We start from the raw sequence: 21837 nt of genomic DNA on the forward strand, positions 1-21837 counted from the left end.
CCCAATCAAGGAGAGTGTAAACCTAATGATATACGGCAGTACAAAATGTGCAATTGAATATGCCCAACGTGGTGCCATTGATGAGTGGATTCAGTTATTTCTTAGAAATGACGGAGACAATGTTGCATTGGCAGACGGGTTATTGGAGGAGAAGAGATACTATATCGGTCCTGTCATAACGGATATATCGAAGTTTGGAATTGAAGAGGGAGCTCCATCATATCTGACTAAGGAGAATGATATAGCATGGTTTTTCCATGTCGTCGATAAAATGAAGGACGCATACGGTGATTGGGATTTTCCGCCGCTAATTGTCTTTTATTCCGCTGGCAAATATGAAATCGCTGATGGGCGTCACCGCAATGAAGCATTTCGACAAATGAAAATAAAACAAGTACCGGTTATTTTTTGGACCGATACTGAGGAAGACTTTCGTTATATGATCGAGCATAATTCATCTATGGGAATGAACCTTGGATGACTCGCTAACGGAGAACGATAGCTCTATAAGAAAGAAGAGACGGCAGCCGTGAAATGACTGCCGTCTTCTAACAAACGGGCAGGATAACGGAATCGAGTTGCAGCACGAAACTGAATATTTTTTTCTACAAGACAGATATGTTTTGGCTAGGATTGGCATCATTAAGGCATACACCGGTGAGGAACGCATAAGAGGTACGGGAAATGGAGGGATAACGTGCGGGAGAGCGTAGGAGATGTACATGAAAAGATGAGAGCCGAACAAAGCAATGAAGCGGACGATATGCTTGTCTGTCGCGCTAGGGAAGGCGATCAAGCAGCTTTTGGTGAACTGGTACGCCGTCACCGAGCCAAAGCCTACGGCTTTGCATATTCGATGTCGAAGGACACTTATTTAGCCGATGATATAGTCCAGGAAGCTTTGGTCGGTGCATTTATACATCTCAGCAGCTTAGTCGAGCCCTCACGTTTCGGGCCGTGGCTGCGACGTATTGTTCGGAACCAGACATACATGCGCCTGCGCCGTGGTGGTCCTTACGGCAAAGAACAGCCTCTTTCTAGTTATAAACCATCTACCAGTGAAAGCAACTGGGGAGACGCAGAAGCCGTGTTGCTTCACCTGACTCGGTCGGTCTCGGAAAGACAGGATCTAAGCCCAGAGGAGCGTCTTGTTCGTGAGGAAATGCTTCGCGGTCTATGGGATATGTTACATTGTCTCAGCCCACGAGAGCGGGGTGTGTTCGAGGCGCACTTTTACCGGCAGCTGAAACCGAAAGAAATCGCCGAATTGTTTGGAATGACCGTCACGAACGTAAACAACCATCTCTTCCGTTCTCGTACCAAACTTCAACGTGAGCACATCCGAGTCCATATTGCCGGATACGTGCAATTCCGTCAAGCTCTTGGAAAGCCCAACAAACGGATACTGGACGAATTCGGAAAGCGATTTTAAGGAAAAGGAGTTTTGTGTCTTGGCCAAAGAGAATTGGAAGACAGAACTGCAAGGGACGTGGACATCTGCGGGGCGGGCAGCGCATTGGGCAATAGTAAAGAAAAGAGAGTTAAGCCTCACCGAATTTATGGGATACTCGAGTCATGCGTTCCGCATTAACATCAATGGAGACAATGTCGATGTCGCCGGTCCAACCGGTTATGAATGGGAAGACATTTTGCCGAAGGGATTTTTGAATCTAGGATTCCGTTGTAAATGGTTGCGTACTCCAAATTTTACACCGCCAACACCAGAGATGCTTACCGAAGCACTTGAAATGATCCAAGACAGCATTGATCGGGGAATACCTGCTGTCGGATGGGATTTGCTTATACCGGAGTTCGGGATCATATACGGATATGATGACGGCGAGAGTGTACTTCATGTGAAGGATCCACGGGGGGATGGAAAGCTAACCTATGAAAAGCTTGGTCGAGGACAGGTTACCGAGATGTTTGTGCTCACCCTCACAGATTCGTTTGATATTAGCAAAGAATTGATGCTTTCCGGAGCGCTCGATATGATCATTGACCATGCCCGTAGGCGTCAGCACAAATACGAATTACCGAAATACGAAAACGGTCTTAAAGCTTACGACGCATGGATTCAAGCATTTACAAACCGGACTGTAGATGCCTTTGGTAACTCTTACAACACCTCGGTTGTCTATGATGCCCGTAAGCATGCTTACCGCTTCTTGCGCGGTCTAGCCATGGATTGGAACGGAGTATCCACTTTGGAAAAAGAAGTGCGGAAACGCGCGGAATGTGCGGCTGAACATTACGCGGATGTTGAACAATCGCTAGCGGCATTAAACGAAATGTTTCCTTTCCCGGACGGAGGAACTCCCAACGATCCCGTTCATGCCGAACGAGCCATTACTCAACTGAATGCGGCAAAAGCAGCCGAAGAGAAGGGCTTGTTGGAGCTTGAGGCTATGCGTGAACTGCTTTCGGCGAAACTAATGGGTTAACAATCAATCCGATCTAATAGACTTAATTAATCAGGTTCAACATTAAAGTTTGGTTACCTGCAATTAGCCTAACAGAGAACGATAACTCAATGAAAACATTTCAAAGGCAGCAGTTTTTTTGCTGCTAAAATGGTCATAGCCATTTCAAAAGGAGTAATGAAATCTGAAATGGTACAGCTTACATTGGGGGTTAGTTCCATGCTTATTTCTAAGATTAACCCAGCAGAATTAACTATAGATCAAATTACCAAAGTGGTGTTTGGTGATGGTAAGTACACCGATGACGGAACTGCGAAGGGAGATTGCATATTTGTTTTTGGTGGGTCGTATTTATCAAGAGCGGTAAAGGCGGCTGGATTGTTTAAGAATGGTCGAGCCCCTTATATTTTGTTTACTGGTGGAGATAAATTTGGACAAATAAATCCGCCAGAGGCAATTGTCCTGAAGGACGAGGCAAGAAGACTGGGCGTGCCTAATGAATCAATTTTAATAGAGACACAGTCTAATCATACGAAAGAAAATATACTGTGTTCACTCACCGTTCTTGATCGAGCAATCGGCTTAGAAAACATCAATCGTTTGTTGTTAGTTAGTTCGCCTGGGCACATGCGCAGATGCCTTCTGATGTTAAAAACATTTATGCCTCCATGGTATCAATATGTGTGGTGCCCTGATGATCGAGTTATAGGGCAGGCTAACAACTGGTGGCAGGATGAGCAGGAAGTTATTAGGGTCAGAGCTGAACTGCATAAAGTCATCAACGGTGTGAAAGGGAAATATTTCGTAGACGACGAAGTGGAGTTAGATCGTTGATTATTTTGAAGTCACCTAAACGAGCGAGAATTTCACTAACGTAAACGTTAATGTAACTAAATGAAGAAGCGGTTTGCCGGCGGCAGCTGCTTCTTTTATTTATTAAGCCAACGGCGATTAGATGAGCAATCCGCAAGAAACAATCCGAACTGAAATGCCCTAAAATGAGTTTAAGTAGACAACCCACCTGTGAACAAATTTGATTTGAAAGGAATGAAAAGCGAAATGGGAAATCTTGTTGTGCATATGTTCATGACCTTGGATGGCATAGTCCAATCTCCCGGGTCGCCCAATGAAGATCGTGAAGGCGGTTTCGGCTACGGCGGGTGGCAGGAACCGTTTCGGGATCCGGTGACAGGACAACTGATCGCGGCTGATTATGCGAGCCTCGACGCTATGTTGATCGGGCGTAAAACGTACGAAATCTTTGCGTCGTACTGGCCGCAAGCGCCTGACACCAACCCGTTCACCAAGCTGATGAACGAGAAACCGAAATATGTCGCATCCCGGACATTGACCAACGTCGATTGGAATAATACAAAACTGCTCGACGCGGATGTGACCACAAGTGTGCCTTTGTTGAAGGAGCGTTACAAGGAGGTGCATGTCGTCGGCAGCAGCGACCTGGTCCAGACATTGTTGCGTCACGAGCTGATTGACCGAATGAACATCTGGCAGTTTCCAGTAATACTCGGAGAGGGAAAACGATTCTTCGGCGATGGAACGATACCGACGAATCTGGAATTACTTGAATCCAGAGCGTTCTCCAAAGGCACGGTTCTATTGCGCTACGCGCTTGCGGGAAAACCGTCTTTTGGCAGCATGGCTTGAGATGATACACAAAGGAGTGAGGTTATGAAATTTCTGCTCACATCTGCAGGCATCAATAATAAAAGCATACAGGACGCGCTGGTTGACATGCTGGGCAAGCCGATCGCCGACTCCAATGCCCTGTGCATCCCCACCGCAATGTACGGACACCCTTGGGTGGGCCCAGGTGTGAAAGCCTGGCAGTTCATCAGCGGGAATTCCGAGAATCCCTTGGTCGACCTGGGCTGGAAGTCCGTCGGCGTGCTGGAGCTCACAGCGCTGCCAAGCATCGCCGAAGACCGCTGGGTGCCGCTGGTCCGGGAGACGGACGTACTTCTGGTTGCGGGCGGCGACGCCCTCTACCTTTGCCACTGGATGCGGCAATCCGGGCTGGCAGACCTCTTGCCGTCGCTGCACGCAGTTTATGTGGGAATGAGTGCGGGGAGCATGGTGATGGCCCCTAACATTGGGGAAGACTTCGTTGGCTGGACCCCACCCAACGGTGGTGATGAAACGCTGGGACTGGTTGATTTTTCCATGTTTCCGCACTTGGATCACGAGATGCTGCCGGGCAACACCATGGCTGCTGCTGAGAGATGGGCCGCCGGGATGCAAGGGCCAGCATACGCGATGGATGACCAGACAGCCATCAAAGTGATTGACGGAGCAGTCGAAGTTGTCTCCGAAGGGCATTGGAAGCTGTTTTCACCCTGATCCTTCATTAAATTAAATTTGTATTCGGTCAGGCCAGGACTGTGCACATTAGCAATCCATGAGAAACTGGACATGCTGTTGGATGATAAAATGCAGACATAAAGGTGGCTGCATATGGAACGTGTAATCTTGATGATGAATGTGCGAGAAAACCAGGGAGGAGAGTCAGTCGCATGGCAAAGATCGTTTTCGCATTGAACCAGTCTCTGGACGGATTCGTCGACCACGACCACCCGGCATTTCAGCCCGACCCCGTGCTATTCCGTCATTTCATTGACGACGTAAGCGGCCTGGCGGGCTGCTTGTACGGGCGCCGCATGTACGAGACCATGCGGTATTGGGACGGAGACCATTTTGAATGGGATGCGCCGGAACGGGAATACGCAGCGGCGTGGCAAAGCAAACCGAAGTGGGTGGTGTCGAGGACATTAAAAACCGTCGGCCCGAACGCTTCTCTGATCGAGGGCGACCTCGCAGCGGCCATACGTGGGCTGAAGGCTCAGCATGAAGGGGAGATTGAAGTTGCCGGGCCGGAGTTGGCCCACAGTCTAACGGAGCTCGGTCTCGTTGATGAGTATCGACTCTATCTCCATCCAGTCGTGCTGGGTCGCGGCAAGCCATTCTTCGCCGGTCCGCGTCCGCCGCTGCGCCTCGTGGCAAGCGATCGAATTGGCGAGAACGTGATCAGGTTGACCTACGTTCCAGTTTAGTTGTGAGGTTGGCCCAGCGGCCTAAAGGGCACGTTACTTTAATAGGGATTCTCCGGCTGTAGAGGCAGTCAGAGGATCCTTTATTCTTTAAAATTTGTTCAGTTATGCGAAATGACATAGTTATTTAAGGAATTGACGATTGACCTAACGAGAAACGATAGTTCAATCAGTAAGGAGCATTTCGCTACGGTGAAGTGCTCCTTACATTTTTTGTTCAACAACCTATAGGTTAGCAAAGATAGAGGGGTTCCAAAAGTCGGGATACCAATGACGGAAAAATTCCTTGGTTAGCGCGACAGGACCTTTAACTGGCTTGATATCGTTCCAAGGTGAAAAGCTTCGTGAATCAGAGTGAAGTTTAACAGCTCGCCTGGGGTGCTGAATTGGAACGGCCCCAAGGAAAACGGATTAGAAAGCTTCTCGCCCAGCATTTCAGGTACCAGATCAGATATGCGGGACAGCTGCGCTGTTAACATTTCGACCAGCTCTTCCTTCGATGGAGGATCAAACGTCCAGTCCGAGGGTTTTGTTCCTGTGTTAAACAGCGCTTCATACGAGTCCGGTATGGCCGATGGGGAGCCATAAATTAAAGGAGAATACTTATCCATCCAATAAATCATATGGCCGAGATTCCAACGGATTGTATTGTTGAAACCTGCCGCTTGAATGTCGAACAATTCCTCAGAGATAGCTGTTACCTGCTGCAGCACCAATTGACGTCCGGTTTTTGCCGTGTTGATAATCATTTCAGACACGTTGATTCCCTCCTTTATAATGAGAACGATTGATACGTTCCAAGTGTAGGTCTCACGGAGCTTACCATCAATGCAGTGGGCATTAGCGAAACGTTAAGTATGAGTTAACGATTATTCATTGACAGACAAATAAGATGGCATGACAATAATCATTGAACATTCATTCAGCCATGCAATGTGAGAGCGGGTGTTAGCCATGGAGTTAAAACAGCTACAGTATTTTATGGCGATTTGTGAGGAGCTTCACTTTACGAGAGCAGCCGAAAAGATGGGAGTCAGCCCACCCAACATCAGCCAGCAGATCAGGAGATTGGAAGAAGAGTTAGGGGTGCTATTATTCGATCGCGTGGGGAAAAAAATAGTACTAACTGAAGCCGGAGCGATTCTTCAAAAACATGCTGCTGCCATGTTCGGGCATCTACAACAAGCGACCGACGCTATTGTTGATTTGAAGCATATGCAAGGCGGATCGTTATCCATCGGCGTCTTACCCGGTGACGCGGAATTCATGTTTAAAGCCTTTATACTGAACTTCCATCAGACCTATCCCACCATCTCACTGTCCCTTCTGGAAACAATGAAAATAACAGAACAAGTTCTGGACCGAAGCATCGATTTCGGCGTAACCGTTGGCCCTGTTATCGATACACGTATCACGTCTATTCCCCTGTATCACGAGGAGTTCTCATTGGCGGTAAGCATGAATGATCCTCTTGCCACGGAGTGCTTCATCCCCTTAAACAAACTACAGACCTTGAAGATGGTCATGTTCCCGCCCGATCATCAATACCGCATGCTGATTGACCGCTTTTGCATGGACCAAGGGTTTACTTTGCAGCCGCATATGGTGACGACAACATTATCCTCCCTACTCCAGATGGTGCAGAGCGGAGTTGGCTCCTGTGTTTTGCCGAAAATGCTGCTGGACAATCTGCACAATTCAGACATCAAAGTCTTGGACCTGAGGCATCCTACGCCATCTCAGGACTTTTGTCTGATTTACCGCAACGACCGATATGTCGGATACGCCATGCGCACGTTTATCAAGACTTTGAGAGCCTACATCGAGACGGCTATCAATGATTCGAAGTCCTAATGCAACATAGGGTTTGACCTGATCCGGCCTACGATGAATAGCCCACCTGAGGTTATCGAAAGCCCTTAATAGTAGATAATATCTTTAAGTTAGAGGCTCCATTTATTAAATCAATTATTGAATTGGCAAAATCAGAAATTTAGCTTATGGAGACGTTAACTCAATGAGGATATTTCAAGGCAGTAGGCTTTCTGATCGGCTGCTTTTTTCATTAAGCTAGCGGGCAGGATAGCTCAATAAATTGGAGGATATTTGCTATATAATTTTATTTCTTGGAGGTGAAATATGGAACCAAGATTGCTTAAAAGACTGTTATTCATAACCTGTGCTCTCTTTGTATGCTTTTCCCTAATCACCGCAAGTCCAAAGGCTCATGCCGGTCCGGTATCATATGATGGGACAAGCAGTGCTGAACAGCAGAAAGCACTGACCTCTATTAACAATCTCCGCAAACAAATGGGCTTGACCGAAGTAAAGCTTGATCCTACTCTAGTCAAAGCCGCGATCAACCACGCCAATTATGCCAATGCTCATTATACGATAGGGACGGAAGGCAATCTCTCCACCGAAGTGAAAGGCAAGGAATATTATACAGCATCTACACCTGATGGACGGGTTGCTGCGACAGGGTATAAGGGAGGGAAAGAAATACTGGAAACGGTATATATGAAGGAACGGGCTTACGATGAATTCGATATGTCGGAAGAAATTCGAGAACTGTCTCTAGTCGATAATCGAAGGGAGGTTATGTTGACTCCAACGGTAACCGAGCTCGGGATTGCGAGAGTTGGAAAGGCTACCGTTATTGTGGGAGCTGTGCTGGGAGAAGCTGCCGAGCCAGCAGCTGTAAGTGTATATCCTTACGATGGGATGAAAGAGACATGGCCTGGTTACATTGAATCTGTGAATGCGCAGAAGCTAGTTCAGGGAGAAGGTATGACTCTTACGATCTTTAGCAATTTACCGGATGTGTCCGACATGAAGGCATCACTAACTACTAAGGCAGGTAATCGCGATATTAGTATTCCACTTGGCGTGAAAAGGCTGAACTCAGGATACGGCTATGTGCTGACCGCACTGAGGCAGCTAAGAGGCGACCGGGAGTACATGGCAGAGGTCTCCTTCCAATCTGGCGGCTTAACATTAACAAAGCAGTGGACATTCAGGACATCGCCGTTCTTGTATGAATTGAACATCGACGATATGCCGCTTGTAAAGGCACCGCAACTGAATGTTATTAATGATCGATCGGTAGTGCCGATGCGTTATCTATTTGAACTTTTTGGGGCGAGAGTTGAATGGGACCAAGCCACCCAAACCATCACAGCTTTTAAGGATGAGCTATCCCTGAAAATGACCATCGACAGCCCCATAGCTTATATCAATGGACAGGTTGTGCAATTAGAAAGTCCACCGCACCTCTTTGTTTATACCACCTATGTTCCACTTCGCTTTATATCGGAAACGTTTGGCTATGAGGTAGAATATAATCCTACCACTCGTTCGGTGGATATTTGGACAGGCATCTTGGAAAATAAAACAGACAATTGATAACCAAAGTTACTTTTAATCACGTATTTTTTTTTAACTCATATAAGCCCGTGCAGTGGTCGTCAGATCTTTTGGCGAACAGGATTTTGAGCAATTTAAAAGGCTTTTGGATTTGTATGGAGGTTGGCAAAGGCAGAAGCCAAAGCAAAAGACTATACTTTTTTAATAAAAATAAAACTATTCCATAATCTACGGGTTTATATATTTCGACTGTATACTTTCAAAACGCTCCAAACGGTAGTTTGGCAACTTAGTAATTGAAGTTGGTAAATTTATCGAGAGAAGAGGAGAAGTATGGCAATCTTAAAGGATGCAGCGTACCAATTTAATGGTTGTGAATTTGAGATTATATTAAAAGAAAAAGAAGAAGAAGGGATAATCAGCACCGTCTTTTTTCGTTTTGGTACCAGCTTTCCAGAATTGAAAGCCGATATTTCTTGTTTACAGAAGGAGCTAATATCTGCTTTTTTGGATATGAAAAATATAGATACAATCACTCCAAAGGTATTTACAACACAAGATCCTGGCCTATCTATATATTACACTCCTGAATCACCAAGAAACGGTATAGATGATGTTCTCTTTAGGCTAATATTTGTACTAGATGCAGGAGAAATAAATCAATGTATAGCTACTGAAACTGGACCGGCATTATGTTTACTAGTTACCAAAAAACAGATTAACAGTTTTGTTCAAGAATATATCAATGAAACGAAATAATAATATAATAAGTCATTGTTATTGCCTCGATCCGGCAAAACAATGGCTTATTTTTTCATGAGTAACATAAGTAACATAATCAGACTCAATTGATATTTGTCCACCCATTCCATCTGTTGCTTCATTTAAGTTCTTGTTGGCGGACATTGTCTGCCTGGATAATGAAATCTTGTTCGACAGACGGAATTTTAAAATAATGGGTGACTTCGGTTAGAGGATAGAGGATCAGTTTTAAGCCTCTTGGCATATGTAGCTTAACAGGAGCGTAAGAAAAACTGGCAATGACAGGCGGAAGGTATTGAGGTTGCACAAACAGAAGGAGATCGATGATCGTTTTCTTCGGGTGTATCAGGAGTGGAAGGCGGACTGATAACTGCAACCGAGGCTATGCGACAGATCGAAATGAAAAGGACAACTTTATACCGACGAGTCATAGAGGGCAGGCGAGTCAGGAAGGGCAAGAGCAGAAACTGAAGGGTTGAAGGTAAGGCATTAATTTATTTGGCATTATCGCCTTAAGCTAACCGGCAGGTTAGTGTAATAAGGGTAGCTTTGGTGTTTTGTTAAAATATGGAACTTTAATCATTTGATAACGTCTAAATACATAAAACATGCAGGTGAAGTTTGTTTATTGGAATTTGTACTTCATAAGAAGGTATGGTGGTGATTTTGGTGAGAAGGATTTTTTTGTTTATTTTACTAATGATTCTTATTACAGGTTGCTCATCGACTGAGGATAAAATTGACAAATTATTAGAGAAGACAGGTAAACCATTTGAGTTACTGTATCAAGAAGAAGTAGAAAATGGAATGATTGTCTTGTATAAAGACGAATCGGGATTCCGGCATGCTTACTTTTCTAATAAAACAAAATACTGGAATATAAGTGGAAACGCCGAGCTAAACCCAATAGATGGTTTTACTTGGGGAATGACAAATGACCCTAACATTCCAAAACTGACATTCGCAGGGTTGATTATCGATGACGAAATACAAAATGTGATCGTAAGACAAACGACAGTAAATCAACAAGCAAAAATTGTTTCAACAGATCAAGGACGATTTTGGTTTACCTATTTCGATAATTTGGAAGAATCCTCAGACCACCTAAAAATTGAGGCTTTAGCAGGTAATGGTGATATCGTATGGAAAGATGGGGTTTATGATGGAAAATACTATCATGGAAAAACTAAAAAATAAATGTCACATGTTGAATAACGGGAAACGTTAGTTGAATAAAACTTAATGTTGAGCAGGCTGTAGCAGCCTGCTCATGTCATTAAGCTAACGGGCAGTATAGTTTAGTTATAAACGTACTTTCCAAAAAAGTGTGTGATAAACTGTTTGAAGCACAAGCCTGACTATACTGCGGATGACGTTTTAAACGATGAGAAGCTCTTTTCTTTACTTCACATGAGTCCAGCAGAATTGAAACAAGAATTGGCGAAGGGACTTGAAGACGAAAGCCGTTAGTGAATGTAACGTGTCCCCCTGTCAATTGTGTGTATGTTAATAGGTAAACAAATGAGCAGCGAACAAAATTTGTATTAGGAGGAGTATCTGCCATGCGCATAGAAACTCAAAATGTTGTTATAAGAACATTGGAAAAAAAAGATGCTAAAAGATTTTATTCAATTGCCAGGGAATCGGCTGTATACCGTTATATGCCAGATTGGGCTGACGGACGCGCACATCCGAAGGATTATTATGAGTTGATTGATCAGTATCAAAAGCAATCGGATAATACGGATATTTCCATTGGCCGTTCCTACGCGATTGCCTTGCCAAATACCGATGAGATGATTGGTAGCATAGGAGTGGGGCTTAAAGAGAAGCTAAATGAAATCGAACTGGGATATTTCATGTCGGAAAAACATCAAAGGAACGGATATACCAGAGAAGCGATAAGTGCCTTGGCAGAATGGTGCTTTGAGGTATCTGATGTTAAGTATTTAATCCTGACAATTAATTGTGCCAATGTTCCCTCGAACAAATTGGCTGAAAAATGTGGATTTAAATTGCTTGAAAGACGAACGCCTATAGGGGATAACCAATTTTATATGGAAAATGATAGTTACTTTTATTACAGAAGCTACAGAAAATAAGCATTTGTTTCCGATGGCTCCCAATCAGTCATAAGCGATTTGTTGTGTCCAATCAAAACTAAAAAGGCTTTGATATCAGTTATTGAAAGTAAATAAAAACCCTCCCAAAAAGGAAATCAATGTTCGTATTCTTCAGGCCCTTTAAACTTTCTCGTATCACCAGCCCTCACATAGCTGTAATTACTAGCTTGCATGTTATTTCATCATATATGCTTAACTGCCGCGTAGCTGCGGCTTCTTTTGTTTAAACGATATATGTTCTTGTCAAAACCCGACGACAAAGATAGTGGAGCAGCATGCCGCGGCAGCTACTCCATCATTTTATTAACTATGAGGAGTGTAGTTGAAAAAGTATAATTAAATATAATGTTGAAATTAAAAAAATAAAACTAGAGCGTAGTGGGGTTAGTCATATATGAACTTTAAATACCTTGAAACCTTCTGCACGGTTGCTCAAGAATCAAGTTTTCTTAAAGCTGCTGAAAAGCTGAATTACGCCCAATCAAGCGTTACTGCACAGATTCAACATCTTGAGAAAGAGGTGGGGGCTACCCTGTTTGAACGAAACGGAAGAACCGTAGGCTTGACCGGTCCCGGCGAGAGGTTTCTTCCGTTTGCTTATCAGATATTGAGCTTGATGAACGAAGCAAAATCTGCTGCTCTTGGGATGAACGATTCATCCGGAATCATTAGAGTCGGGATGCTAGAAAGCTTGAGCATCTACCGGTTTCCGCTTGTATTGAAGCAATTTCATGACATGTACCCTGAAGTTGAGGCTCAATTAAAACCAAGTACCTATTCGGATCTGCATCGCGCTCTATTGGAGGATCTCGATCTAGCAATAATAACTGATGTTCGGATTTATTCAAATAGCTTGAATGCAATGCCATTGCTTAAGGAAAAGGTGCTCCTGCTTACCCATCCTGGGCATATGCTGGCGCGTACCGACTTGGACCTTGCAGCTCTTGAAAAAGAAACCTTCCTGTTGACCGAGCCCACATGCAGATATCGCAAAGTGTTTGAGCAATCGATCGCCGATCTCAGCCTTAATTCTGTTTCCAAACGAATTGAGCTTTCCAGCATCGAAGCGATCAAGCAATGCGCGATCAATAAGTTGGGAATTGCCGTTCTTCCCGAGATGGCTGTTCTGGAAGAACTTTCAGATGGCCGGTTGGTTGCTTTAAATATGGATTTCTCTAAGCATCAGCTATTTACCCAATTGGTATGGCATAAGCGGAAGTGGAAGTCTCCGGCCGTCCAAGCATTTATTGACGTTACTACAAAGTTCTTTTCCCAAACTGCTCTGAGCGAATTCTAACTAATTAGAGGATAAGACTAATCGAGCCCATGCGCGAACAGGAAAAGCGCTCATGCCTTGAAGCTTCATCGGAACCGCTGAGAATCGGAACCCTTCGGTCGGAAGCTGATCCAAATTGCAGAGGTTCTCTACGACCGGAATTCCCGCTTCCAGAAGAACCGAATGCGCTGGACGATGCGGATCATCAGTGTCGTCGATATTAAGACTATCAATGGCTACTAGACTTGCTCCCTCGTCACGTAGGTATTCCGCAGCATCTCGAGCCAGATAAGGGTGGGCTGTAAAGTAAGCAGGTGTGCCCCACAATTTCGCATGTCCGGTTTCGATAAGTACGGCTCGGCCACGGACATTATACGCGCTTAACGCTTGTCTGGAAACCGCTATTCCATTCATGCCTTCAAGCCGGATGACGACTCCGTCAAGGTCGGCAACCGAATCGATAGACAGTTCCGAAATATCCGGTTTACCGGCATAACGGTGAGCAGGACTGTCAATGGCCGTACCGGTATTCGCCACCATATCGACTCGGCTGATGTGAAAGGTCACACCGGGGGCGTAACGACCTTCAGACTCCTCATAGGTCAGATAATCGGAGACTTGCGGTTTCGGAAAGCCCGGATAGGTCTCCATGTCGTTCACGATCAAATGGCTGAGATCAATAAGAGTGGATTTGATTCCAGTATTGCTTGTAATAGTCGATTTGCGCTTATGACGCTCATGGATGATTTTCTTGTTGATAATCCGCACCTCTCCCACCATGAGCAAGCGCAGATCCTTAATGATATATTCGGCCAACTCGAGATCCGAAATATCGTCGCCATCGATGTCAAGTCGAAAGCCTTGACCTTGAATGCCCCCTCCATTGGTGAAGTCCACTTCGAAATCGAACTGTACCCTCTTATCGTTCACATATTCAGTTTCTGTCATAGCCGATTCTTCCTTTCAAAAGTTATGCAGGATATGTTTCTATCATAGATTAAGCAGGAATCATTTTCGTACGAATATTCCGAATTTCCTATTCGGAATAAATGAATTGTATGAAATGGACTCTCGATGCAATTTGTTACGCTAACGGGACACGATAGCTTAATCGTGACAAGACGGCAGCTAGTCAGATGAACTCGGCTGCCGTTTTCATTTCTCGCCGTAAATCATGTCAAGAGAGCGGAAGATAAATAACGCTTGCCTTAAAGTATACTTTAAGATGTATGATGAAAACGGGCCGAATACATAAATATTTATTTGACCAATTATTGGATAGAAAGGTGTGGGTGACATTGAAATCAAGATCGTTAGGCAACAGCAGCTTAGAAGTATCGGCACTTGGACTCGGATGCATGGGCATGTCCGACTTTTACAGCGGGCGTGATGAAGAAGAGGCCATCCGGACCATACACAGAGCAATAGAATTTGGAGTTACTTTATTGGACACGGCCGATATGTATGGCGTAGGAAAAAACGAAGAGCTTATCGGCAGAGCCGTAAAAGGGCGCCGCAGCGAAGTCATTCTGGCAACGAAATTCGGTAATATGCGAAGTGAAGATGGTAAATTCCTGGGCGTCAACGGCCGACCGGAATATGTAAAAGCAGCGTGTGACGCCAGTCTTCGCCGTCTTGGCGTTGATTATATCGATCTGTACTATCAGCACAGGGTAGACCCTCTTACGCCGATCGAAGAAACGGTCGGCGCTATGTCCGAACTGGTGAGTGAAGGCAAAGTCCGCTATCTCGGGTTATCCGAAGCCGCTGAAACGACTATTCGGCGAGCGCACGCCGTACACCCGATCACGGCGCTGCAGACGGAGTATTCACTCTGGAGCCGCGATGTGGAGGATGAGATTTTGCCGGTTTGTCGCGAACTCGGTATTGGCTTTGTGCCATACAGTCCGCTCGGACGCGGATTCCTTACTGGTCAAATCCAAAAGTTTGAAGACTTGGCGGATGATGATTATCGACGGTTCTCACCCCGGTTTCAAGGAGATAATTTCATCAAGAATTTGGAACTCGTTAGACGAGTGGAAGAAATAGCCGCCGAGAAAGGCGTAATGCCTTCCCAGTTGGCTTTAGCTTGGTTATTGGCACAAGGAAACGACATTGTACCAATTCCGGGAACGAAACGCAGAGAGTACCTGGAGGAGAATATCGGCGCTATTGCGATCGAACTGACGAAAGAGGATTTGGCGCGTATCGATGAAGCAGCTCCCAAAGGAGCGGCCTTCGGAACCCGTTATCCTGATATGAGTAGCGTAAACCTATAGCATAGCGACCATAAGAAGGTGTTGATATTGAATTTTTCAATAAAAGAAGTTTCAGAACGGCTCGGGATTCCTCCTCACACGATCCGCTATTATGAGAAAGAAGGATTACTTCCTAATATTCAACGAGACCCTAATGGGAACCGGATGTTTGAACAAAAGGATGTGGATTGGATAGACATCATGATGCGTCTGCGCGCAACTGGCATGTCCGTTGTAACTGTAAGGAAGATGGTTGATCTAACCGTTAAAGGCGATGTAACGATACCGGAGAGAAAAGCAATATTGGAAAAACACAAGCTTGAACTTCAAAGAAAACAAGTAGAGTTGGACAGAGCGAACGAGGTTGTAAACAAAAAACTGTTAATATATGAGTCAATGATGAGCGTGCACATTCGTGAATAAGATTCTTAGCAAGAAAGTGATGATTGAACTAACGGGAAACGATAGTTGAATAAACAAACATTTGAGAAGCTGCCGGTGCTGATCGGCAGCTTTATTAAGCTAACGGGCAGTTATGCCGAATACAGAAGTTGAGGTTAATGGTAAAATTTGTTTAGAAGGATGCTGAGTCGAGTAATGAAACCGATTCTTAGTTTGGGTATTTATTTTTGTGCGATATTTCTGATGAGTTATTACTTTGTGGATATGAGTTTTGTAAAATCCATTCAGTTTTCCGCAATCATCACAATAATACATATTGTGATGATACTCATTAATAAGTTATACAAAGGCAAGCAGAACAATTAGTTGTCAGTTGCCATAACCCTTTATGTTACGCTATCAGGAGACATTTGTTTAAGATGGCAGCTGGCATGATGGTCAGCTGCCGTAAGCTTGATTGTAAAACGTAAGCACGTTATATCCTTGCATAAATGCTTGCAACCGCCTCTCTTATTAGGACGTAAAAGGGATAAAGCAGAAAGGATGAGCGCATATTTCTACCCGAGCGGTTTTATTCCGAAAAATGATAACACCTAGTTCTATTTTCTTCGTCTCCGTGCTCCTCGTGTCCGTCTTGACGGGCTTCTTTTCTAGACCCTATTTCACGGACCGCGTTTTCTACCTGAATGGGGATACATACAAATTCTCAAGGGAGCAAGACAGTCTAGTCACCTATCATAGCAGCACAGCCGGTCCCATCCAAGTACGCACCGATGACGAGTTGCACCGCACTTTGATCATCGGCGAGCAGTCCTATGCGATTGCGGATAAAAGCGTCCCATACTCGACCAAGTTCCGCGTGACCTATCCGAACGGCCATGTCTACAGCGTCGAGGATAATAACGGCATGCTCTTGAGCTACGATGACAAAGGCGATATCGTCATGGTTATTCAGACGTACGTCAACGGCGAGCGGATCAAGGAGGAAGGGGAAGAAGATTTTCCGCCGTCGGCGCTCGTAAGCGCGGCTTACTCCGATTATCATGTCAAACGAGGCATGCCAGGGTTTCTGGTTCTTGCCCTCGGCTTGTTGATCTTTGGTTGGTGCAGCTTCCGGTACCAAGCCTTCCAGAATTTAATGTTCCGTCTATCTCCACAGCGGCTCATGTACGAGAACCCCGAACCGAGTGACTTCTATTATTTCATTAGCAAGGTCGGCGGCATTGTCGTGATGATCGGTTCGATTTTCGTCGCTTTCAAAGCTTATTAGGCGCATGTGGACCGTTGCGCCGGCTGCCGCCCATCCACCGAGCGGTGTATGGGGGCTATTGACGAACCAGGCGGCGAATGGTAAAGATCATCGGAGGACATTGGCTCCTGGATATAAACCGAATGGAAGAGTTGAGGAAACACTTTTTCTCCTGGAGGACAAGATAAATAGCTGGTTCATTGCGCTAACAGGAAACGATAATTCAACATAAGGGAGCAGCATGCCGTGGGCCGGCAGCTGTTCCTTTTTTTAATTAAAGTAAACGGGCAGCATATGCGGAGCAAATCGCCATTACGATGATCCTTTATTCATCATCATGTCCACACCATACAAAATGTTGTCTCGTTCGTTCAAAGAATGATGACGTTTGGGCGTTTATCATATCAGATAACACGATCCAAATTCATTTTCTCGTTAGTAGATATTCACGACGTATGATGACTAAGAAAGGCGTGATGATAGCAATGAAAAAAATCTATGTGGTCAACAAAACTCATTTGGACATTGGTTTTACCGATTTGGCAGAAAATGTCCTGCACAAGTATTGCCATGATTACATTCAAAACGCAATCACTTTAGCGGAAGACTTAAGAAAAGAGGGCAAAGACTTTGTTTGGACAACAGGCAGCTTTATTATTGAATATTATTTCAAAACCATGGATGAAGAAGCTTGTAAAAAGCTGGACGACGCCATAAAGAAAGGTTACATACGCTGGCACGCCATCCCGTGTACGTTTCACTCTGAAGCGATGACACCTCAAACGTTACATTACATCATTTCCATCTCAAAGAAGTTAGATGCTCGTTATGGATACACAACAACAAGCGCAAAAATGACGGACGTCCCAGGACATACGATCGGGATTGTTGATGAGTTATATCGTCAAGGAGTTAAATTCCTGCACATTGGTGTAAATGGCTCGAGCTCCATTCCAGAAGTTCCAGATACATTTCTATGGAAGCATGGCGAAAGTGAGATCATTGTGTCTTATTCAGACGACTATGGCGGCGTCATCGGAGTGGATTGCCTGGATAACAAGCTGGCGTTTATGCATACGCATGATAATAGTGGTCCAGGAACTCAAGAGAAAATTAACGCGTATTTGTCAAAAATGGCGAATGAGTATCCAGACTATGAGCTTGAAATGACTTCCATGGATCAGTTTGCCAATGAACTTTGGGAAGTACGTGACCAATTGCCAGTGATCACAGAGGAGATTGGGGACACATGGATTCACGGAACGATGTCTGATCCGAAAATCATTCGTGATTACCGGATTTTAACGAATTACATGTCTGATCAACAAATAGAAAATGACGATGCTAATTTCTATGCGATGTTAGTTCCAGAGCATACTTGGGGAATGGATATCAAACGCTATTTCAGTGACTATATGAATTATGAAAAGAAAGACTTCCAGCGAGCGCGCAGTTTAGACCAAATTACCGACGCTGATTTAACCTACGCTTATGGCATTGTTAAAGATGCAACGGTTGGCGAAATGAAATTCACTTATAATGAGTGGACGGATCGTTCGTACAAATTTTATGAGTCTTCATGGAAAGAACAACGCAAGAACATTGATCGTGCAATCGCTTGTTTGGAGCCTGAAGATCAACATCACATTAAAAAACGGATCGAAGTTCCCTATCATATCTTTGAAAACCAAGGGATTGAATGTGGTTTGGAAGAATTGATTTCGATCAACGGGTATCAAGTGATGTTTGCCAGCGATGGTTCTATCAATCACTTAGAAAAGGATGGAATCCTTTACTTTGATCAGGACAACAAACTCGGGGTGCTGAGCTATACCATTGCCGGGCAAAATGACTATGATAACCTGCGTTACAACTATTTGCGTGAATTGCAACATAATTGGTGGGCCATTGACTTCTTAAAGCCAGGAATGGAGATTCAAAAACGCATTCAATTGAATGAACATTTCACACCATATGTTATTAAATTAGTTAAGGAAAATGATTCGATAATTGCCACTTTAAAGTATAGCCAAAGAGCTGTGGAGGAGTATGGTGCTCCAAGAGTAGTAAAGGTTAAATATCAATTTGGAGATAAAGTTGAAATTGCACTTTTATTACAGGATAAAGATGCCATTCGTTATCCGGAAATTTATTCTTTTGACATGACACCACGTTTGAATTCGCCATACTTAACGAAGATTCGTAAAATGGATACCGTGATTTCACCTTTTGCAGTGGTAGGTCACGGAAACAAGCTGCAGCACATGATTGAAGAGTTAATTTACGATGGCAGCGATAAAAAAATCAATATTAAACCTATGGATGCCCCTCTGTTGGGAATCGGAACAAATAACAATCTAAGTTATAACAACAAATACCATCCAGACAACCATAAATTTACGTTTACACTATTGAACACAACATGGGGAACGAATTTCACGATGTGGTATGAAGAAGATATTTTCGCTCGTTTTGAGTTAGTGCTGGGTTAAAAATCCAAAAGAAAAGAAGACAACAGGATCCTCCTGTGCAGGCTGTCGTGAAAGTTCTCGACCATGGAAAAACATTGGTGATTTCGGTATGTGCCATTAAAATGGAGACGTTAGTACAACGACTACATGACGGCAACAGGTCACACAAATAAAAGTGCCTAACCTTGCTATGTAGCAAGTTTGAGCACTTTATTTGTTTTAAAGCCACATGATAATCTGTGGTTGCTATCGTTTGAAATATTTATGTACAAAAAAGACCCAATGATCTAATCCCTCGTGCTTTCGATTCGTCTTAGTTTCTCCGTGTCCCGGGCTGGAGATGAACCGAAGAAGCGGGAGTACTCTCGATTAAACTGTGAAGGACTCTGATAGCCAACATGAAATGCGGCACTGGTTACTGAATAGCCCTCAAATGCAATGAGGTTTCTAGCCTCCAAAAGCCTTAATTGCTTTTGAAATTGAATAGGACTTAAACCGGTTGCCCTTTTAAACTGACGGTGAAAGGTATTTACAGCCATACCAGATTTTGATGCCAGATCACCAATGTCTATTGGCCTCATAAAATTTGCGCGAAACCATTTTACAATCTGGGAAATCTTAGATAAATTACTTTCCTGAAGACCAAATTGCCTCAGATTCCATCCTTGTGGTCCCATCAGAACGCGATAAAGGATTTCGCGCTCATAAGCTGGTGCAAGAGCTGGAATATCTTTTGGTGTCTTCGATAATCGCAATAAGCGCAGCCATGCCGCCATAAATTCAATGTCTATTTCACAAGCTGCGAAATGCTCGGAAGCAGTTGGGATTAGATTCTCAGGCAGATCTCTTAATAAACTCTGAAGGACATCCTGATTTAACCTAAGACCAAGGGACATGTAAGGACGGCCTTCATGATCTGGGTGTACACTCGCCGTTGCAGGAACATGTACCGGTAACACGTAATAGGATGGCCCTTTGAGGTCAGTGCAACGCTCCCCGATGGAAAGAATCTTTGTTCCTTGAACCGTAAAACCAATCATCGGCTCGTAAAGCGCTGCAAGCTGATGTGCGGGAATATCTCCCTTAATCATACTTAGCCCGGGTACTCCGCTTTCAATTGGCCGAGTGCCTGCACTTTTCATTAGATCAATTATTTCATCAAGGATTTTATTCATACACTTATTTTATTACACGACTTCTTATTCCTCAACACCACTCTGAAATGATTCGGCACTTTTAGGCTCTCCTTATGATAAATATTAGGGATAATCGAGGTTGTTCGAACAGGTCCATGGTGTTTTTAGGCAATAAGAAGGCATGATTAGATCTATATTATCTCAGCAGATACGACTAAAATTAAATCCAGATCGAACACAAAAAAGGAGTGAACTTATGAAAATTGCAATTGTAACAGGCGGAAGTAATGGCATTGGAAAAGCGACGGCTCTTGGGCTTGGCCAGCGCGGAATTAGCGTCATTCTCACATACAATTCCTATAAGGACCGGGCGGAAGCTGTCGTTAAGGAAATTGAGAAGAATAGTGGAGTTCGGGCAGTAGCACTGAAGTTGGATCTGACTCAACTATCTTCATTCGAGGGTTTCGTTCTAGAAGTGAAAAAGAGCCTCAAAGAAATTTGGAACAGAACGACTTTTGATTACTTAGTTAATAATGGCGGTATTGGCGGGCCAATGATGTTCTCTGAGATGAGCGAAGAATATTTCGACAAGATTCTTAATACGAACTTTAAAGGACCGATTTTTTTAACACAACAGCTTGTCAGATTCATGGATGATGCTGGAGCCATTGTAAATACTACAAGTTCATCAAAGAACCAATCATTTCCAGGCTACTCTGCCTACGGATCGTTAAAAGCAGCATTCTCAACTTGGACTCGCTACATCGCCAAAGAACTTGCCCCTCGCCAAATTCGGGTTAATGCCGTTTCTCCTGGTCCTACGCACAGCAATTTTGGTGATGGAGCATTCGATAAACATCCTGAATTCATTAAGCCGCTGGCTGAGCAATCTGTATTTGGCAGAATCGGCCAACCCGAAGATATTGGGAAGGTCATTGTGAACTTATTGTCCGATGATTTCAGCTGGGTTACAGCCCAGGACATTGAAGTGTCTGGCGGACATTTGCTTTAAGAAGGTTGTTCATTTGAGCAATAAGGATCAGTAGAGATAAACAACTGGGGAAGCCATTTTTTAACGTACAGCACAGTAAGGAGGCGCCCATCAACCCGCCGGTGATAAGCAATGCTCTGGCAGAGTCGCCAGGGCCTTCGGCCGATAGATTGGAAACCAATCCCAGCGTAATAAAAATCCAAATCAAAATGGTGAGCAGTCGATTACGTCGATGAATGACGTTGATGATGGTCGAATAACAAATGAAATGATTGAAAAATATATTCCTGTAAACAATCGATTGCTCTCAAAACA

General features: G+C 44.2%; 21 protein-coding genes and 1 pseudogene. 18 read left to right on the forward strand and 4 right to left on the reverse strand.

The features are described 5' to 3' along the window. Nucleotides 1–25: 25 nt before the first annotated feature. The 7 genes from IAE55_RS11895 to IAE55_RS11925 all read left to right on the forward strand — a co-directional run bounded on the left by IAE55_RS11895 (nt 26) and on the right by IAE55_RS11925 (nt 5491). Nucleotides 26–481 carry a ParB N-terminal domain-containing protein gene (locus tag IAE55_RS11895; RefSeq protein ID WP_200632316.1) on the forward strand — a complete coding sequence of 152 codons (456 nt, stop codon included), beginning with the start codon at nt 26–28 and terminating at the stop codon, nt 479–481. A gap of 249 nt (nt 482–730) precedes the next feature. After that, the gene (locus IAE55_RS11900) at nt 731–1432 is read left to right on the forward strand and encodes an RNA polymerase sigma factor (RefSeq protein WP_145164597.1); all 702 of its coding nucleotides are present in this window, start codon (nt 731–733) and stop codon (nt 1430–1432) included. Between the two features lie 19 nt (nt 1433–1451). Further along, complete coding sequence (locus tag IAE55_RS11905) at nt 1452–2444, forward strand: hypothetical protein (protein ID WP_200632318.1); 993 nt, start codon at nt 1452–1454, stop codon at nt 2442–2444. Nucleotides 2445–2642: 198 nt separating this feature from the next. Beyond that, nucleotides 2643–3257 carry a YdcF family protein gene (locus IAE55_RS11910; protein WP_200632325.1) on the forward strand — a complete coding sequence of 205 codons (615 nt, stop codon included), beginning with the start codon at nt 2643–2645 and terminating at the stop codon, nt 3255–3257. A 189-nt stretch (nt 3258–3446) separates the two neighbouring features. Next, the gene (locus IAE55_RS11915; protein WP_200632327.1) at nt 3447–4088 is read left to right on the forward strand and encodes a dihydrofolate reductase family protein; all 642 of its coding nucleotides are present in this window, start codon (nt 3447–3449) and stop codon (nt 4086–4088) included. A gap of 24 nt (nt 4089–4112) precedes the next feature. After that, the gene (locus tag IAE55_RS11920; RefSeq protein WP_200632336.1) at nt 4113–4781 is read left to right on the forward strand and encodes a Type 1 glutamine amidotransferase-like domain-containing protein; all 669 of its coding nucleotides are present in this window, start codon (nt 4113–4115) and stop codon (nt 4779–4781) included. A gap of 173 nt (nt 4782–4954) precedes the next feature. Further along, nucleotides 4955–5491 carry a dihydrofolate reductase family protein gene (locus IAE55_RS11925; protein WP_200632338.1) on the forward strand — a complete coding sequence of 179 codons (537 nt, stop codon included), beginning with the start codon at nt 4955–4957 and terminating at the stop codon, nt 5489–5491. 287 nt (nt 5492–5778) lie between these two features. Here IAE55_RS11925 and IAE55_RS11930 read toward each other — a convergent pair whose 3' ends face one another. Next, complete coding sequence (locus IAE55_RS11930; protein ID WP_200632340.1) at nt 5779–6246, reverse strand: DinB family protein; 468 nt, start codon at nt 6244–6246, stop codon at nt 5779–5781. 196 nt (nt 6247–6442) lie between these two features. Between IAE55_RS11930 and IAE55_RS11935 the strand changes: the two genes are divergently transcribed. The 6 genes from IAE55_RS11935 (at nt 6443) to IAE55_RS11960 (ending at nt 13036) form a co-directional block, all read left to right on the forward strand. Further along, complete coding sequence (locus tag IAE55_RS11935; protein ID WP_200632342.1) at nt 6443–7342, forward strand: LysR family transcriptional regulator; 900 nt, start codon at nt 6443–6445, stop codon at nt 7340–7342. 285 nt (nt 7343–7627) lie between these two features. Next, nucleotides 7628–8893, forward strand: a complete 1266-nt coding sequence (locus IAE55_RS11940; protein WP_200632344.1) for a stalk domain-containing protein — start codon at nt 7628–7630, stop codon at nt 8891–8893. 294 nt (nt 8894–9187) lie between these two features. Beyond that, entirely contained in the window at nt 9188–9613 is a 426-nt protein-coding gene (locus IAE55_RS11945) for a hypothetical protein (protein WP_200632346.1), read from the forward strand. 663 nt (nt 9614–10276) lie between these two features. After that, a complete protein-coding gene (locus tag IAE55_RS11950; RefSeq protein ID WP_200632348.1) occupies nt 10277–10813 on the forward strand; it encodes a hypothetical protein in 537 nt (178 codons plus the stop codon). Nucleotides 10814–11178: 365 nt separating this feature from the next. Next, the gene (locus IAE55_RS11955; protein ID WP_200632350.1) at nt 11179–11718 is read left to right on the forward strand and encodes a GNAT family N-acetyltransferase; all 540 of its coding nucleotides are present in this window, start codon (nt 11179–11181) and stop codon (nt 11716–11718) included. A gap of 415 nt (nt 11719–12133) precedes the next feature. Beyond that, nucleotides 12134–13036: a LysR family transcriptional regulator gene (locus IAE55_RS11960; RefSeq protein ID WP_200632352.1), complete on the forward strand. Its 903-nt coding sequence runs from the start codon at nt 12134–12136 to the stop codon at nt 13034–13036. Here IAE55_RS11960 and IAE55_RS11965 read toward each other — a convergent pair whose 3' ends face one another. Together IAE55_RS11965 and IAE55_RS34255 are read right to left on the reverse strand one after the other, a co-directional pair. Beyond that, nucleotides 13037–13762: a cyclase family protein gene (locus IAE55_RS11965; protein WP_325168638.1), complete on the reverse strand. Its 726-nt coding sequence runs from the start codon at nt 13760–13762 to the stop codon at nt 13037–13039. Next, nucleotides 13736–13963 (reverse strand): annotated as a pseudogene (locus tag IAE55_RS34255) (hypothetical protein); the annotation flags it as partial. The gene IAE55_RS11965 and the pseudogene IAE55_RS34255, both read right to left, overlap by 27 nt. Nucleotides 13964–14313: 350 nt before the next feature. On the opposite strand from IAE55_RS34255, the gene IAE55_RS11970 reads away from it, so the two are divergent. From IAE55_RS11970 to IAE55_RS11985, 4 genes are all read left to right on the forward strand, one after another. Beyond that, entirely contained in the window at nt 14314–15294 is a 981-nt protein-coding gene (locus tag IAE55_RS11970; RefSeq protein WP_200632356.1) for an aldo/keto reductase, read from the forward strand. A 27-nt stretch (nt 15295–15321) separates the two neighbouring features. Continuing rightward, nucleotides 15322–15696 (forward strand): MerR family transcriptional regulator, encoded by a 375-nt coding sequence (locus IAE55_RS11975; protein WP_200632357.1) that lies wholly within the window; start codon nt 15322–15324, stop codon nt 15694–15696. Nucleotides 15697–16258: 562 nt separating this feature from the next. Further along, nucleotides 16259–16945 carry a hypothetical protein gene (locus IAE55_RS11980; RefSeq protein ID WP_200632359.1) on the forward strand — a complete coding sequence of 229 codons (687 nt, stop codon included), beginning with the start codon at nt 16259–16261 and terminating at the stop codon, nt 16943–16945. A 434-nt stretch (nt 16946–17379) separates the two neighbouring features. Next, nucleotides 17380–19416 carry a DUF5054 domain-containing protein gene (locus IAE55_RS11985; RefSeq protein ID WP_200632360.1) on the forward strand — a complete coding sequence of 679 codons (2037 nt, stop codon included), beginning with the start codon at nt 17380–17382 and terminating at the stop codon, nt 19414–19416. A gap of 266 nt (nt 19417–19682) precedes the next feature. Here IAE55_RS11985 and IAE55_RS11990 read toward each other — a convergent pair whose 3' ends face one another. Then, nucleotides 19683–20570: an AraC family transcriptional regulator gene (locus IAE55_RS11990; RefSeq protein WP_145948539.1), complete on the reverse strand. Its 888-nt coding sequence runs from the start codon at nt 20568–20570 to the stop codon at nt 19683–19685. A gap of 217 nt (nt 20571–20787) precedes the next feature. Between IAE55_RS11990 and IAE55_RS11995 the strand changes: the two genes are divergently transcribed. Next, nucleotides 20788–21543 carry an SDR family NAD(P)-dependent oxidoreductase gene (locus IAE55_RS11995; protein ID WP_200632362.1) on the forward strand — a complete coding sequence of 252 codons (756 nt, stop codon included), beginning with the start codon at nt 20788–20790 and terminating at the stop codon, nt 21541–21543. The last annotated feature ends 294 nt before the right edge of the window (nt 21544–21837 follow it).

The organism is Paenibacillus sp. S28 (assembly GCF_016624415.1).
Taxonomy (GTDB): domain Bacteria; phylum Bacillota; class Bacilli; order Paenibacillales; family Paenibacillaceae; genus Paenibacillus_AQ; species Paenibacillus_AQ favisporus.